General features: G+C 62.9%; 2 protein-coding genes. Both read right to left on the bottom strand.

The window, feature by feature from the left end; translation table 11 throughout:
• Window positions 1–6 precede the first annotated feature (6 nt).
• Entirely contained in the window at window positions 7–11,340 is an 11,334-nt protein-coding gene (locus tag EK373_RS20330) for a non-ribosomal peptide synthetase (RefSeq protein WP_129645515.1), read from the bottom strand.
• Window positions 11,337–17,345: a non-ribosomal peptide synthetase gene (locus EK373_RS20325; protein WP_232831191.1), complete on the bottom strand. Its 6,009-nt coding sequence runs from the start codon at window positions 17,343–17,345 to the stop codon at window positions 11,337–11,339. The genes EK373_RS20330 and EK373_RS20325 overlap by 4 nt, the downstream gene beginning before the upstream one ends.
• Window positions 17,346–17,374: the final 29 nt, after the last annotated feature.

The raw sequence follows: 17,374 nt of genomic DNA, 5'->3' as shown, positions 1-17,374 counted from the left end.
AGTCGATCATCCAATCAGCGCACGACTTTCCTCTTGCTGGGCGTCAGTCCTCGCAGGCATCACCGCAAGATCCAACGCCAATGTCTTTTGCGGCTCGCTCTCCAAGGCTTCGATGAGCGATCGCAGGGCCGTATTCATACAATCGACGATTCTGTGAGCATCGATGCGCCGATCGGCATCGACGCTCAAGCCGAACTCGTTCCCGAAATCGTCCACCGAGCACGACAACGGATAGTTCGTCCACGACTCGATGCGGAGGATTTCCACTCCCGGCACCTGTTGGTGAAAGGTCGCGATGTTCACCTCGCTATGCCGGTAGTTGAAAATCGCCGTGAACAGCGGGGCCGAGCCGCTCAGGCCACTACAGCGCTGCACCTGGGCCAGGGACGCTTGCTCATGCCTGAGCATGCCAGCCAGCTCGCGCTGTGCTGTCTCGACCAATTGCTTTGCGGTCTTCCCCCCGATCGTGATCCGTAGCGGCAACGTATTCATGAACAGGCCCAGGATTCGCTGCGCACCTGCCCGGCTGTGCATGCGCCCCAGCAGCACGGTTCCGAACACCACGTCGTCACGACCTGTCGTGGCTGCGACGACCAGGGCCCATGCACCGTGGAACAGCGCAGCTGGGCTCACGGCCAACCGTCGCGCCTGAACGCGGAGCCGCTCAGCCAACGACAACTCGATACTGGCTTCCAGCCGTTCGATCGGCGCAGCCTCGGGCTCGACTTCGAGAACACCGAAGGGTGCGGTCGACTCGGTCACATCGCCCAGCTTCTTCTGGAAATATCGCTGCGTTTCCGTATGCGTGTATGTCATCACCTGAGCGACGTGGTTGCGAAAGGGCGCCGCCTTGGGCCAGATCTCCGCCGGGCGAGCCATATGGTCGATCACTTCCATCAACATCAGATCGAGCGCTTGGTGATCGGCCACGATGTGGTGCAGATAAAGGATCGCGTACCACTGTTCGCTGTTCGGGTCGGCTGCCGCCTCCAGCATCATCATCGGCGCGCGCTGCAGATCGAGACGTTTCTGTCGCAGCTTCGCGCGCCTGCGCATCTGCTCGAGGGCATCGCTGCCACGACTCAGCGTGATCGTGTCCACGGGCAGCGTCGCACTTCGGTAGACAACTTGTACCGGCCGCGGCAAATGATTCCACAGCACTGCCGTGCGTAGCATGTCGTGACGATCCATCACCTCATGCAGCGCTCGCAGGTAGCCGTCCAACTTGTCCCGGGTATCGAAGGACAACAGGATCGGCACCAGGTAGGTGTCGCCACCGTGCTCGTCCATGAGGTGGTGGAACAGCATGCCTCCCTGCAACGGCGCCAACGGGTAGATGTCCTGGACGTTGGCTGCCCCGCCGGGCACCGTGCCTACGATGTAGTCGATATGCTTGGGCTCGAGAGCCACCAGCGTCAGCATCTGCGGAGTGATCTGCGTGCAGCCCTCCGGAATCAGGTTGGGTGGAACCTCGAACTCTTTCATTGTCTCGGCAACGACCGCACGCGCGAGGTCCGCGAGCGTCGCGCTCTGGTAGATGGTTCGCACGTTGACAGGCAAGCTGACTTTGCGCAGCCGCTCCATCATCTGCACGATCAGCAATGAGTGCCCGCCGAGCTCGAAGAAATTGTCGTGCCGACCCACCCGCTCGTTCTTCAGCAGTTCCTGCCAGATCGCTACCAGGATCTCCTCGACCTCACCTTGCGGAGCTTCGTACTCGCGCGCCACATAGGCATTGGCCTCGGGCGCCGGCAGCGCACGGCGATCCAGCTTCCCGCTCGGTGTCACCGGCAGTTGTTCCAGCAACACGAACGCACTTGGCACCATGTGCTCCGGTAACAGCGCCTTCATGTGAGCACGAAGCGTTTCTACGGTCGGATGAGTCGCCGAATTGCGCGCTACCACGTACGCAACAAGCCGCTTTTGGCCCGGCGCATCCTCGCGCGCCACCACGGCGACCTCGCGCACTTCGGGATGCGCCGCCAGCTGAGCTTCGACCTCGCCCAGCTCGATGCGGAAGCCGCGAATCTTTACCTGATCGTCGTTGCGCCCCAGGTACTCGATCGTCCCGTCCGCGTGCCAACGACCCAGGTCGCCCGTCTTGTACATCCGCGCTTGCGGCTCCGCACTGAACGGATCTCGCACGAACCGCTCCGCCGTGAGCGCCGCCCGGTGCAGGTAGCCGCACGCCACGTTCGCTCCGCCGATGTAAACCTCGCCCGGCACACCAATCGGCACTGGCTGGCGACGTGCGTCGAGCACGTAGATCTGCGTGTTCGTGATCGGCTTGCCGATCGCGGGCAAGGTCGGCCACTGCTGCGGATCTCCGCTCAAAGTCAACGCCGTCACCACGTGCGTCTCGGTCGGCCCGTAGTGGTTGTGCAGCCGGCATCCTTTCACGTGCTGGAACAGCCCGATGATCTCCGGGCTGATTCGCAGTTGCTCGCCCGCCGTGATCACGTCCCGCAGATATGTCGGCGTCTCACCCTCCGACAGGTACGACTCCGCCACGCTCTGTAACATCAACGGCGGCACGAACAGCCGCTCGATGCGCATGGAGTTCAGGTACTCGCCCAATTCACGCGCATCGCGCCGCTGCCACTCATCGATCAGCACCAGCGTGCCGCCCAAGCACAACGTCGAGAAGATTTCCTGGAAGGCCACGTCGAAGCTCAACGCCGCGAACTGCAACACCCGCGTCCCGGCGGTCTTCGGAAACTCCTGCCGATGCCACTCGATCAGGTTCACCATCGAGCGATGAGACATTGCCGTCCCCTTCGGCCGTCCGGTCGATCCTGACGTGTAGATCACATACAGCAGATGATCCGAGCGGAGTCCGACCTCCGAGGCCCACAAGTTCGTGTCTGCCTCATTTTCGATCACCTCCTGCGCCGCCTCGAGCGCCACGACTTCCGCTGCGCTCTGCGGCACCCTCGCTCGCACCGCCTCCTGCGTCAGTACTACAGTCGGTGATGCGTCCTCCACCATCTGCTGCAGCCGTTCCGCCGGGTAGTTCGGATCCAGCGGCAGGTACGCCCCGCCTGCCTTCAGCACACCGAGCAGACCGACCAACATCTGCGGTCCGCGTTCGAAACACACAGCGACTGGACGGTCCGCTCGCACGCCTTTGCCCCGCAGGTAGCGCGCCAGTCGATTCGCCTGGAGATTCAACTCCGCGTACTTCAGCGACACTCCCGCATGCTCCACCGCGACCGCATCCGGCGTACGCGCCGCCTGCTCCTCGAACAACTGATGGATCAGTTTTTCCCGCGGGTACGCCGCCTGCCTGCCGTTGAACGTGCGGAGCACAGCCTGTCGCTCGGCTGCTGGCATCACCGCAAGATCCAGCGCCGGCGCTTGCGATGCCTGCTCCAGCGCCTCGACCAGCGAGCGAACGGCTGTGTGCATGTAAGCGATGGTTCTATGACCATCGATACGACGATCCGCATCGATGCTCAAGGCGAACGCCGTCCCGTAATCGTCCACCGACAACATCAATGGATAGTTGGTCCATCCCTCGATGGTCAGCAGATCGACGCCCTGCACTTCCTTGAACGAGGATGGAACATCCACCGCGTTGTGCCGATAGTTCAGGATCGCCGTGAACAGCGGCGCCGACCCGCTCACGCCGCTGCAACGCTGAGCTTCGGCCAAGGAGGCCTGCTCATGCGTGAGCAGTTCCGCCAGCGCTCTTTGTGTCGTCTCGACCAGTTGCCTGGCCGTCTTCGCCTCGATCGTGATTCGCAGCGGCAACGTATTGATGAACATGCCCAATACGTGCTGCGCACCCGCGCGGCCCTGCATGCGTCCGAGCAGTACGCTGCCGAATACGACGTCATCGCGGCCCGTCGTCGCGGCGAGCACCAACCCCCATGCCGCATGAAACAGCGGCGCCGGACTCATCGACAACCGCTTCGCCTGAACGCGGACGCGTTCTGCCAACGCCGGGTCGACTGCGTCATGAATCTGTTCGATCGACGTACCATCGCCGTCGATCTCGAGGATACCGAACGGCGCGGTCGACTCGGTCACGCTGCCCAGATTCTTCTGGAAGAACTGTTCGGCCCCCTCGGCATGCGTACGCGCCAGTGCTTGCGCCACATGATTCCGATACGGGATGGGCTTGGGCCAGCCGGCAACCTCGTTCGGCCGGGCCATGTGAGTCAAGACTTCCGCGAGCATGAGATCGAGCGACTCGTGATCACACACAACGTGGTGCAAATACAGAATGGCGTACCAGCGCTCGCTCTTCGGATCGGCCGCGGCCTGCAGCATCATCATCGGCGCACGCTGCAGGTCGATACGCTGCTGTAGCAGCTTCACACGCTGCATCATCTGCTCGAGCGCATCGACATCGCTACGTAGCGTGATCGTGTCCACAGGCAATGTCGCGTGTCGTTGCACCACCTGTACTGCCCGGGGCAGATCCTTCCACAGCATTGCGGTACGCAGCACGTCGTGGCGATCGATCACCTGCTGCAATGCTCGCTGATAGCCCTCCAGCTTCTCTCGTGTGTCGAACGACAGCAGGATCGGTAGCAAATAGAGATCACCGCCGTGGGTATCGAGCAGGTGATGAAACAGCATGCCCTCCTGCAGCGGCGCCAACGGGTAGATATCCTGGATGTTGGCCGCGCCACCCGGCACCGAGCTCACGATGTGCTCGATGTGCTCGGGCTCGAGCGCCACGAGTGGCAGCATGGGCGGAGTGATCTGTGTACAGCCTTCTGGAATCAGGTTCGGTGGGACCTCGAACTCTTCGACCGTCTCGCCTGCAATCGCGCGCGCCAGGTCGGCAAGCGTCGTGCTCTGGTAGATGGTGCGCACGTTGACGGACAAGCTCAGCTTTCGCAGCCGCTCCATCATCTGCACAATCAGCAGTGAATGACCTCCGAGCTCGAAGAAGTTGTCGTTGCGACCGACCCGCTCGACCTTCAGCAACTCCTGCCAGACGCTCGCGAGACTCTCCTCGACCGCGCCTCGCGGCGGCTCGTACTCGCGGCTCACATATGCACCAGCCTCCGGCGCCGGCAGCGCACGGCGATCCAGCTTGCCGCTCGGAGTCAGTGGCAATCGTTCGAGCAGCACGAACGCGCTCGGCACCATGTGCTCGGGCAGTAACGCCTTCATGTGAGCACGAAGATCCTCCACGGCTGGGGGAGCCGCCAGATCCCGCGCAACGACATAAGCAACGAGTCGCTTGGGCCCTCCTGACTCTTCTCGCGCCACGACAGCCACGTCCTTGGCTTCTTCATGCCGCGCCAGCTGCGCTTCGATCTCGCCCAGCTCGACCCTGAAACCACGAATCTTCACCTGGTCGTCGTTGCGGCCCAGGTAATCGAGCGTCCCATCCGCTCTCCAGCGCGCCACGTCGCCGGTCTTGTACAGCCGTGCCTGCGGGTCGTCGCTGAACGGGTCTCGAATGAATCGTTCTGCCGTCAACTCGTGCCGGTGCAGATAGCCTCGCGCCACGTTTGCACCGCCGATATACAGCTCTCCGGCCACGTCGAGCGGCACGGGCTGGCGTTGCCCATCGAGCACATAGAGCTTGGTATTCGCGATCGGCTTGCCGATCGCGGGCAGCGTTGGCCAGTCCTTCGGGTCGCCACTGAGCGTCAGCGTCGTGACGACGTGCGTCTCCGTCGGCCCATAGTGGTTGTGCAACCGGCAGCCGTCGAGCTGCTGAAACAGACGGGCGATCTCCGGGCTGATTCGCAATTGCTCGCCTGCCGTGATCACATCCCGCAGGTACTTCGGCGTCTCGCCGGCTGAGAGATACGACTCCGCTACGCTCTGTAACATCAGCGGCGGCACGAACAATCGTTCGATCCGCTGAGCGTTGAGGTACTCACCCAGCGCTCGCGCATCGCGCCGGATCCACTCATCGATCAATACCAGCGTGCCACCGGTGCACAACGTCGAGAAGATTTCCTGGAATGCGACGTCGAAGCTGAATGCCGCGAACTGGAGCACCCGCGTGCCAGCGCTCTCCGGAAATTCCTGCCGATGCCACTCGATCAGATTCGCCATCGAGCGATGGGGCATCGCCGTTCCCTTCGGCCGTCCGGTCGATCCGGACGTGTAGATCACGTACAGCAGATGATCCGGGCGCAATCCAATACTCGCCGGCGCGAGGTCCGTCGCCCGCTCGCGATCTATCTCATCGCGCTGCGCGTCCAGCACGATCACCTCGGCCGCGCTTGCCGGCAGCTTCGACGCCAGCGCCTGCTGGGTGAGCACTACCGGAGGCGTCGCATCTTCCACCATCTGCTGCAATCGTTCCGCCGGATAATTCGGATCGAGCGGCAAATAGGCACCGCCCGCCTTCAAGGCGCCGAGCAGCGCGACCACCATGTCGAGTCCTCGCTCGAAGCAGACTGCGACCGGCCGGTCCGGCCCGACGCCCCGGGCGCGCAGGAATTGCGCCAACTGGTTCGCCCGTTGATTCAACTCGCTGTAGCTCAACGAGCGGCCTTCGTGTTCCACCGCCGTGGCCTGCGCAGTCCGCGCAACCTGCTCTTCGAACAACCGGTGGATCAGCTTCGTCGGCGGGAACTCGATGGCCGTCGCATTGAACGACTTCAGCACCTGCTCCCGCTCCGCTTCGCGAACGATGTCGAGCGCGGTAATTTGCGTCTGCGGCGCGCGCTCCAGCGCATCCACGAGAGACTCGAGCGCCGTGCAGAAGTACGTCATCAAACGTTGCGGGTCGATGGCCCTGTCGGTTTCGATGCCGAGGTTGAACTGTTCGCCCTTGTCCAGCACGTGGAGCGATATTGGATAGCTCGTGCGACTATTCAGGCCAAGCAGCCCCACGTCACCGGCTGCGAACTCGTCCTCGACATCGACAGAGCTCCAGCGATAGTTCAACAGTGTAGTAAACAGCGGTGAGTTGCCTTGCGTACCGCTGCAACGTTGCGCAATGGCGAGAGATGCCTGCTCATGGTTCACGAGCTCGCGAAGCTCTCGCTGGGTCTGCTCGACCAGCCCCATTGCTGTTGCGCCCGCAAGTCGCAACCGCAGCGGCAGCGTGTTGATGAACATGCCGAGGGCCTGCTGGGCGCCAGCATCGCTTTGCAGCCGCCCGAGCAGCACGGTACCGAACACCAGATCGTCCCGCGTCGTGGTCTTTGCGAGCACCAGCGCCCACCCCGAGTGAAACAGAGTCGCGACGCTCATGCCGAGTCGACGCGCCTGCAGACGAAGTCGCATCGACAGCGTCGGCTCCAGCACCTGCTGCGCTTCGACGATCCGGCTGCCATCGCCGTGCACGTCGACTACCCCGTAGGGCGCCGTTGTTTCGACGACGTCACCGAGCTTGGCCCTGAAGAAGGTTTCGACATCATCCTTGGGGGCATGAGCCAGCGCCTGCGCAACGTGATTGCGATAGGAAGTCGGCACAGCAAGCTCGACGGCAGGCTCCCGCAGCAGTGCGATCGTTTCATTGATGACTGCGTGCAACGACTCGTGATCGATCACGATATGGTGCAGCCGGAGAATGACATACCAGCTCTCGCCGCGCGGGTCCGCCGCGACCTGCAGCCGTAGCAACGGCGCTTGACGCAGATCGAGCCAGTCTGGCTCGGATTCCATGCGGGCCTGCAACTGTTGAATGGCATCGATGTTTCGATCGAGACTGATCTCCTGCACCGGCACCGCCGCGCGTCGATGCACGACCTGCACCGGCTTGGGCACGTGCTCCCAGTGGATCGACGAGCGTAGAATTCCGTGACGCTCGACGACCTTCTGCAGCGCGTTGACGAAGCCATCGAGTGCCCGACGTGATGACAGCTGCAGCAGCATCGCGACAACGTAGGTATCGATGTGCTCGTCCGCGAGGAGGTGGTGGAAAAGGATGCCCTCCTGCAGCGGGGCCAACGGATAGATGTCTTCCACATTTCTCGCGCCACCAGGTACGGCCTGCACGAGGCGCTCGATGTGCTCGGCTTCGAGTTGCACGAGTGGCAGCATCTGCGGCGTGATGTGCTCGCAGTCAGGCGGAATCGGATTCGGCGGAACGGTGAATTCCTGCACCGCCTCGCCGACGATTGCTCGCGCCAGATCGGCCAGCGTCGTGCTCTGATAGACGCTGCGCACACTGGTAGCCAGCCCTGCCTGACGCAGGCGCTCCATCATCTGCACGATCAGCAGCGAATGCCCGCCCAACCCGAAGAAGTTGTCGTTGCGTCCGACGCGCTCGACCTTGAGCACCTCCTGCCAGATCTTTGCAAGGCTCGCCTCAACCTCACCCTGGGGCGCTTCATATTCCTGCCGCACATATGCATCGGCGGCCGGCGCCGGCAACGAGCGGCGGTCCAGCTTCCCGCTCGGCGTGAGCGGCAGTTGCTCCAGCAACACGAACGCACTCGGCACCATGTGATCGGGCAAGAGACTTTTCAGATGCCCGCGCAGCTCTTCCACACTCGGGCCCGCAGCACTGTCGCGCGCAACGACATACGCGACCAGCCGCCTCAGTCCTGGCGTCTCTTCGTGGGTGATCACCGCGGCTTCCTTGACCGCCTCGTGCCGCGCAAGCTGCGCCTCGATCTCGCCCAACTCGATCCGGAACCCTCGCACCTTCACCTGATCGTCATTGCGCCCCAGGTACTCGATCGTTCCGTCCGCTCGCCAACGGGCCAGATCGCCTGTCTTGTACAGCCGCGCCTGCGGCCGATCGCTGAACGGATCGCGCACGAACCGAGTCGATGTCAGCTCGTCCCGATACAGATAGCCGCGCGCCACGTTCGCACCGCCGATGTACAGCTCGCCCGCAACACCGATCGGCACCGGCTGGCGTCGCGCATCGAGCACATAGATCTGCGTATTTGCGATCGGCTTGCCGATCGACGGCAGCGTCGGCCACTGCTGGGGATCGCCACTCAACGTGAGTGCCGTGACCACGTGCGTCTCGGTCGGGCCGTAATGATTGTGCAGCCGGCACCCGGGCAGCTTGCCGAAGAAGCCCCGGATCTCCGCGCTCACCCGCAGTTGCTCACCGGCCGTGATCACATCTTTGAGGTGTCCCGGCACCTGACCGATCGCCTGACAGGACTCGGCCACGCTCTGTAACATCAGCGGCGGCGCAAACAGCCGATCGATGCGCTGGTCATTGATGAAATCGCTCAGCGCGTGGGCATCGCGGCGGATCCACTCATCCAGCAGCACCAGCGTGCCGCCATCACACAACGTCGAGAACATTTCCTGGAACGCGACATCGAAGCTGAACGCCGCGAACTGCAACACCCGCTTGCCGGCGGCGGGCAACTCCCGCCGGTGCCACGCCAGCAGATTCGCCATCGCTCGATGCGGCATCGCCGTGCCTTTCGGGCGCCCCGTCGAGCCGGAGGTATAGATCACATACAGCAGATGATCGGGGCGCAGGCCGGTCTGCGCCGAGGTGAGATTCGTGTCCGACTGCCCCGCGAGCTGCGCTCGAACCGTATCGAGCACGATCAGCTCGGCGGCGCTGCTCGGCAGTTTGGATCTCAGCACCTCCTGCGTGAGCACCACCGGCGGCGCCGCATCCGCCACCATCTGCTGCAGTCGTTCCGCCGGATAGTTTGGATCCAGCGGCAGATAGGCGCCGCCTGCTTTCAGCGTGCCGAGCAGCCCGACCAGCATGTCGAGCCCTCGCTCGAAGCACACGGCCACCGGACGATCCGGCCCGACGCCGCGACTCATCAGATATCGCGCCAGCTGATTCGCCTGCTGATTCAACGCCTGATACGTCAGCGCGTCGCCCTCATGCTCCACTGCTGTCGCATCCGGCGTCCGCGCAACCTGCTCCTCGAACAACTCGTGAATCAGCTTCGGTGACCCGGACTCCATCGCGGTTGCGTTGAACGATCGGATCACCTGTTCGCGCTCCGCTTCGGGAAGTAGCGGCAGATCAGCGACCCTGTCGACGACACCGTCGACGAGGCCTCGAAGCAACGTCGCGAAACAAGCGACCCATCGTTGAATGGTCGAACGATCGAACAGGTCCTCCGCGTAGTTGAGGGTGCCGCTGATAACGTCACCACTCTCGTACAGGGAAACGAGCAGGTCGAACATTGCCGACTCGTCGATCACGTCCTCCAGAGTCATCTGCAAGTCCGACAGCGCCAGCTCGCTCATCGGCGCGTTCTGTAGCGCAAACATCACCTGAAACAGCGGATTGCGACTCAGGCTGCGCTCCGGCTGCAATGCCTCGACGACCTGCTCGAAGGGTACGTCTTGGTGCTCGTAGGCCTGCAACGTCGTCCTTCGTATCCGCTGCAGCAGCTCGGCGATAGTGAGCTCGGCGTCGAGCCCCAGGCGCAGCACCAGCGTATTGACGAAGAATCCGATCAGCGGCTCGAGCTCCGCCCGGCGACGGTTCGCGACGGGCGTGCCGATCACGACATCATCCAGGCCGCCGAGCCGTGCGAGCAACACTGCCCAACCGGCATACAGGACCATGAACAAACTCATGTCGTGACGTTTCGCGAACGCTCGGAGCTTCTTCGTCAGCGCGGCGTCGAGAGCGATTGGAACGTTCCCTCCGCGGTAACTCTGTACGGCCGGCCGCGGTCGGTCCGTTGGCAGTTCGATCTGCGGTGGCGCTCCCATCAAATGTTGAGTCCAGTACGAGAGCTGATCTTCCAGCACCGCAGGCCGCAGCCATTCCCGTTGCCACGACGCATAGTCGCCGTACTGAACCGATAAGACCGGCAGTTCGTGCGCACGCCCGGTGTGAAATGCGTGATAGAGCTGCTTCAACTCTTCCACCAGGACACCCAGTGACCAGCCGTCCGCCGCGATGTGATGAATCGTGATGAGCAGCACGTGCTGCTGCGCGCCGAGGCGCAGCAAGCGACCGCGAATCAACGGACCCGATGACAGACTGAACGGCTGATGAAGCTCACGCTGACGCTCGGCGAGCACCGCGGCCTCCGCAGACTCGGATGACTTTGCAGCGCCCGCGAGGTCGATCTTCACCAGGGAGAATCGGCCTTCCGGACTGATCTCCTGCGTCGGGCCGTTCGGGCCTGCCACAAACACCGTCCGCAACATCTCATGCCGTTGCACGATCTCATCGAGCGCTTTCTGCAGAGCCCCTTCGTCCAACGCGCCCTTGAGCCGCAGCGGGAAGGCCATGTTGTAGGCGGTGGAACCGCCCTCCAGCTCATCGATGAACCACAGACGCTGCTGGGCCCAGGAAGTGGGCATTCGAGGCCGACCGAAACTCTCATCGCGCGGGTAGGGGCGAATCTCCTCCATTCTGCGAACTTTTGCTTCGAGAAGAAGTTTGACCAGCTCGGCACGATCCGCGGTCAGATTCCCGAGCCGTTCCTTGCTGATCTTCGATGTCTGAGTCATAGCCGTCCTCCGGCGCGCAGTTGTCCCATCAAGTCGTCAATTTCGTGCTCCGACATCGATGCAACTTGCGCTAGCAGCGCATCGACGTCCGCACCACCCGCATCCAGCCGCTGCAGCATCAGCTCTTCGCGCTGCGTCGCCACTCGCGCTGCAAGGCTGTTGAGCACGGGGTTATCGAACAGTTCGCGAATCGCAATCTCGAGCGTAAGCAACGAGCGGATTCGGACCATGACTTGCATCGCCAGCAGCGAATGGCCGCCCAGCTCGAAGAAGTTGTCGTTGCGTCCGACGCGCTCGACCTTGAGCACCTCCTGCCAGATCTTTGCAAGGCTCGCCTCAACCTCACCCTGGGGCGCTTCATATTCCTGCCGCACATATGCATCGGCGGCCGGCGCCGGCAACGAGCGGCGGTCCAGCTTCCCGCTCGGCGTGAGCGGCAGTTGCTCCAGCAACACGAACGCACTCGGCACCATGTGATCGGGCAAGAGACTTTTCAGATGCCCGCGCAGCTCTTCCACACTCGGGCCCGCAGCACTGTCGCGCGCAACGACATACGCGACCAGCCGCCTCAGTCCTGGCGTCTCTTCGTGGGTGATCACCGCGGCTTCCTTGACCGCCTCGTGCCGCGCAAGCTGCGCCTCGATCTCGCCCAACTCGATCCGGAACCCTCGCACCTTCACCTGATCGTCATTGCGCCCCAGGTACTCGATCGTTCCGTCCGCTCGCCAACGGGCCAGATCGCCTGTCTTGTACAGCCGCGCCTGCGGCCGATCGCTGAACGGATCGCGCACGAACCGAGTCGATGTCAGCTCGTCCCGATACAGATAGCCGCGCGCCACGTTCGCACCGCCGATGTACAGCTCGCCCGCAACACCGATCGGCACCGGCTGGCGTCGCGCATCGAGCACATAGATCTGCGTATTTGCGATCGGCTTGCCGATCGACGGCAGCGTCGGCCACTGCTGGGGATCGCCACTCAACGTGAGTGCCGTGACCACGTGCGTCTCGGTCGGGCCGTAATGATTGTGCAGCCGGCACCCGGGCAGCTTGCCGAAGAAGCCCCGGATCTCCGCGCTCACCCGCAGTTGCTCACCGGCCGTGATCACATCTTTGAGGTGTCCCGGCACCTGACCGATCGCCTGACAGGACTCGGCCACGCTCTGTAACATCAGCGGCGGCGCAAACAGCCGATCGATGCGCTGGTCATTGATGAAATCGCTCAGCGCGTGGGCATCGCGGCGGATCCACTCATCCAGCAGCACCAGCGTGCCGCCATCACACAACGTCGAGAACATTTCCTGGAACGCGACATCGAAGCTGAACGCCGCGAACTGCAACACCCGCTTGCCGGCGGCGGGCAACTCCCGCCGGTGCCACGCCAGCAGATTCGCCATCGCTCGATGCGGCATCGCCGTGCCTTTCGGGCGCCCCGTCGAGCCGGAGGTATAGATCACATACAGCAGATGATCGGGGCGCAGGCCGGTCTGCGCCGAGGTGAGATTCGTGTCCGACTGCCCCGCGAGCTGCGCTCGAACCGTATCGAGCACGATCAGCTCGGCGGCGCTGCTCGGCAGTTTGGATCTCAGCACCTCCTGCGTGAGCACCACCGGCGGCGCCGCATCCGCCACCATCTGCTGCAGTCGTTCCGCCGGATAGTTTGGATCCAGCGGCAGATAGGCGCCGCCTGCTTTCAGCGTGCCGAGCAGCCCGACCAGCATGTCGAGCCCTCGCTCGAAGCACACGGCCACCGGACGATCCGGCCCGACGCCGCGACTCATCAGATATCGCGCCAGCTGATTCGCCTGCTGATTCAACGCCTGATACGTCAGCGCGTCGCCCTCATGCTCCACTGCTGTCGCATCCGGCGTCCGCGCAACCTGCTCCTCGAACAACTCGTGAATCAGCTTCGCCGACCCGGACTCCATCACGGTGGCGTTGAACGATCGGATCACCTGTTCGCGCTCCGCTTCGGGAAGCAGAGGTAGCTGCAGCGCCTGCATATCTGGAGCGGACTCGAGAGCGCAAACCAACGACTCCATCGCGGTAAGCAGATATGTGGCAATTCGACGCGGATCGACCTCGCGATCGGTCTGGGCGATCACGAGAAAGCGATCTAACTTGTCCTCCACCGACACCAGAATAGGAAAATTGGTCCACTGCCGCCGCTCCAGCAGCCGGACCCCCTCCCCCATGCGGCCATCGTCGGCGTCGAAGCTGAGGGTGTTGTGCAGATAGTTCAGCAACGCAGTGAAGAGCGGCGCACTGCCACTCACGGCGCTGCACCGCTGCGCGACCGACAGCGAAACCTGCTCGTGCGGCAGCAGTTCGACCAGCTCACGCTGAGTCACCTCCACCAGCTGCCGTACCGAAAGATCTTTCAATGCGACGCGCATGGGCAACGTATTGATGAACATTCCCAGCGCCCTATCGGTGGACGCCAAGGCCTGCATCCGACCCAGCAGCACCGTGCCGAAGACCACATCGTCCCGGCTGCTCGTCTGCGCGACCACGAGGGCCCACGCAGCATGGAACAATGGCGCCGGGCTCATGCCGAGGCGCCGCGCCTCTACGCGAACACGCGCTCCCAACGACAAGTCAACGGTCGCCTGAAATTCATCGACACTGCTGCCGTCACCTTGTGTGTCCAGCAGTCCGAACGGCGCCGTGGTCTCGTCGACATCGCCGAGCTTGCCGCGAAAGAACGTCTCGGGTTCCCCTGACTGCGCAAGCGCCCGCGTCCGCACCACATGGTTCCGGTAAGGCAGTGGCTCGGCCAGTGACGCAGACCGTCCCTGCAAGCACGTCATCGCTTCTCGCAGCAGAGTCGCCATCGACTGCTCATCACTGCCGATGTGATGCACCTGAATGATTACGTACCACTGTTCGCTCCATGGATCCGCCGCAATCTTCATGCGCACCAGCGGCGCCTGTCTGATATCCATGCTCTGGCGCTCGACGGTCAGCCATTCGTCGAGTTGCTCGCGCACGTCACGAGAATCGTCGAAGGCAATGCGCTCGACCGGTAGTGGCGCGCTGCGATAGACGACCTGGACCGGAGTCGGCAGGTCCTCCCACAGGATCGCCGTCCGCAGCACGTCATGCCGGTCAATCACTCCTTGGAATGCCCGTATCACATCGTTGAGGCGCTCCAGGGACGCGACGGACAACAAGGTCGGAAGTACATACGGATCAGAGCCGCCCGCCCGCAGTTGGTGGTGAAACAGCATCCCTTCCTGCAGCGGCGCGAGCGGATAGATGTCCTGAATGTTGGATGCTCCGCCCGGCACCACGGATACGATGCGCGCGATGTGATCGGCGTCGAGCTCGATCAGCGGCAACATCTCTGGGGAGATCGAATCGCATCCCAGCGGGATCCGGTTTGGGGGTATCTGCGGCGCCGAGGAACCAGTACCGGTCACCGCGGCCGCGAACCCAGCCAAGGTAGGCTCTCGATAGATGTTGAAGACGTCCGCCGACAACCCTTCACTTCGCAGCCGCTCCGCCAGTTGAACGAGCAGCAGCGAATGGCCGCCGAGCTCGAAGAAGTTGTCGTCGCGTCCGATCCGGTCCGTGTTCAGCAGCGACCGCCAGATGTTCGCAAGGCTTTCTTCCATTCGGCCGCGAGGTGCTGCGTACTCACGCTTGGCGAAATCCTCGGCGCTCGGCGACGGTAGTGCGCGTCGATCCAACTTCCCGCTCTGTGTCAGCGGCAGGCGCTCCAACACTACGAACGCTGCCGGAATCATGTAATCGGGCAGTGTATTGGTCAGGTGGGTGCGAAGGCTGTGCGGATCAGGCCGGCGCTTGTCCGCAGCCGTGATGTATGCGACGAGCCTTTGGTTGCCGGGCGTGAATTCCCGCGCGATTACCGCGGCTTCCCGGACGAGCTCGTGCTCACTCAGCCTCGAGCCTATCTCCCCGAGCTCGATGCGGAAACCGCGGATCTTCACTTGATCGTCGTTGCGACCCAAGTGCTCGATGGTCCCATCCGCCCGCCAACGTCCGAGGTCTCCCGTGCGATACATCCGTGCCGTAGCATCCGCAGTGAACGGATCTCGCACGAACCGCTCCGCCGTCAGCTCCGCTCGATTCAGATACCCGCGTGCGACTGCGCGGCCACCAATGTAGAGCTCGCCGGTCACTCCGATCGGCACCGGCTGGCCGCACGCATCCAGAATATATATATGTGTGTTGTTCAGCGGGCGGCCGATGGAGGGTTCGCCGTCCGGATCCAGGCGACAAGCCGTCACATCGACCGTGCACTCCGTCGGACCATAGACGTTGAAGAACTGCTTCCCGGTGCAATGCGCGAGCCTGCGCCACAGCTCCGCATCGATCGGCTCGCCCCCCACCAGCACCATGTGTGGGTACGTCCTCTCCAGCATTCCAGCATCGACCCATAACTTCAGCTGCGAGGGCGTGCAGTCGATGGCGTCGATCCGGTGCGCCTCGATGAAGTCCAGCAGCTCATGAGCAGCGAGCCGGTACTCCTGCGGAACGATGCTCAGCCTCCGCCCGGACAGCAATTGCACCAGCTGCTGGACCGAGGCATCGAAGTTGAGCGATGCATTCAGCGCAACGTGCTTGCAAGGAGCCGACTGACGGTACAGGCGCTCGAGACTTCCCCACAGGTTGATGACACTGCCGTGCTCGACGAGCACGCCTTTCGGCTGGCCCGTCGAACCTGACGTATAGATGACGTAAGCAAGATTGCCGGAGTGCAGACCCATCTTCCGCGACTCGACATCGGCCGTCGGCCGCGCGGCAATCTTCTGCCAGTCCGCATCCACAGCAATCACTTCCGCCGTCGTTTCCGGCAGTCGGCTCGTCAACCTATCCAACGTCAGCAGCACTTTCGGCGACGCATCTTTCAACATGTACTCCAGTCGCTCGCGGGGGTAGCTCGGATCCAGCGGCACATACGCACCGCCCGCCTTCAGGATCGCCAACAGCCCCACTGCCATCTCGAGGCTTCTCTCGACGCAGATCCCGACGAGTTCATCCGGACCTACGCCCCGCTCACGCAGGTAGCCCGCCAGCTGATTGGCTCGCGCATCGAGCTGCTCATACGTCAGCTGTTCGTCTTTGTATGCCACCGCAATCGCCTGCGGCGTCTTCCTCACTTGCGCCTCGAACAACTCGTGAATCAGCTTGCCGCGCGGATAGTCGGCCGCGGTCGCGTTGTTCTCGTAGATCACCCGATCGCGCTGTGCGCCGCTGAGCAATCCCAACTGGCCCACCGGTCTGCGCGTATGCTTTACGATCCCGTGAAGCAAGGTGTAGCAGCTGTCCGCCATACGGCTGACCGTGTCGCGATCGAAGAGATCTGTGCGGTATTGGAAAACGCCCGTCCAGATCCCGTCGACTTCTTCCACCACGAACGCGAGCTCGACCGGCGATGACTCGAGCTGCGCGGCCTCCCCCGCAAGCTGCCTGACCGTCCGCGTGCGATCATCGTCGAGTGCGATCAGCGCACGCAGCAATGTATCTTTATCGTCGCTCCGCTGAATCGCAGAGCAAACATCGCTCATCGAGACGCCTGAATGCGCCACTGTCTGAGTCAACACGCTATCCGCGCGCTTGAGAAACTCGTTGACCGGCGTGTGTTCATCGACGGCAAGGCGCAGGGGCACAGGACCATCGAGACCTTCGACGCGCAACTCGCCGTTCTGCAAGCGTCGCGTCCAGCGGGCGCCGACGACCACGTCCTCTTGGCAGCACCAGCGAGCGAGCAACAGCGCCCAACTTCCGAACAGCACCGCGAACGGCGACACGTGCTGCTCCCGGGCCAGGTTTTCCAACCGCTTCTTCAGTGCCGTTGGCAATCTCTGTCGTATTTGGTCGATCGAAGGGGTGCTCCACTCGCTCGATGGGGTCAGCCGAGCAACGGGGAGTTGTAGGGGGCTCGCCCCTGCGAACGTTCGCGTCCAGTACGAAAGATCCGGGCCTCGGCGGTCATCAACATCTGCATCCCAATCAGGACTCGCATTTGTCCATCGACGCATTCCCTTCGAGACCGACCGCTGAGTGGGCG

This window comes from Peristeroidobacter agariperforans (assembly GCF_004138335.1).
GTDB lineage: Bacteria > Pseudomonadota > Gammaproteobacteria > Steroidobacterales > Steroidobacteraceae > Steroidobacter > Steroidobacter agariperforans.
Note: the sequence above shows the minus strand (reverse complement) of the source record. Positions and strands in the feature narration are given on the sequence as shown.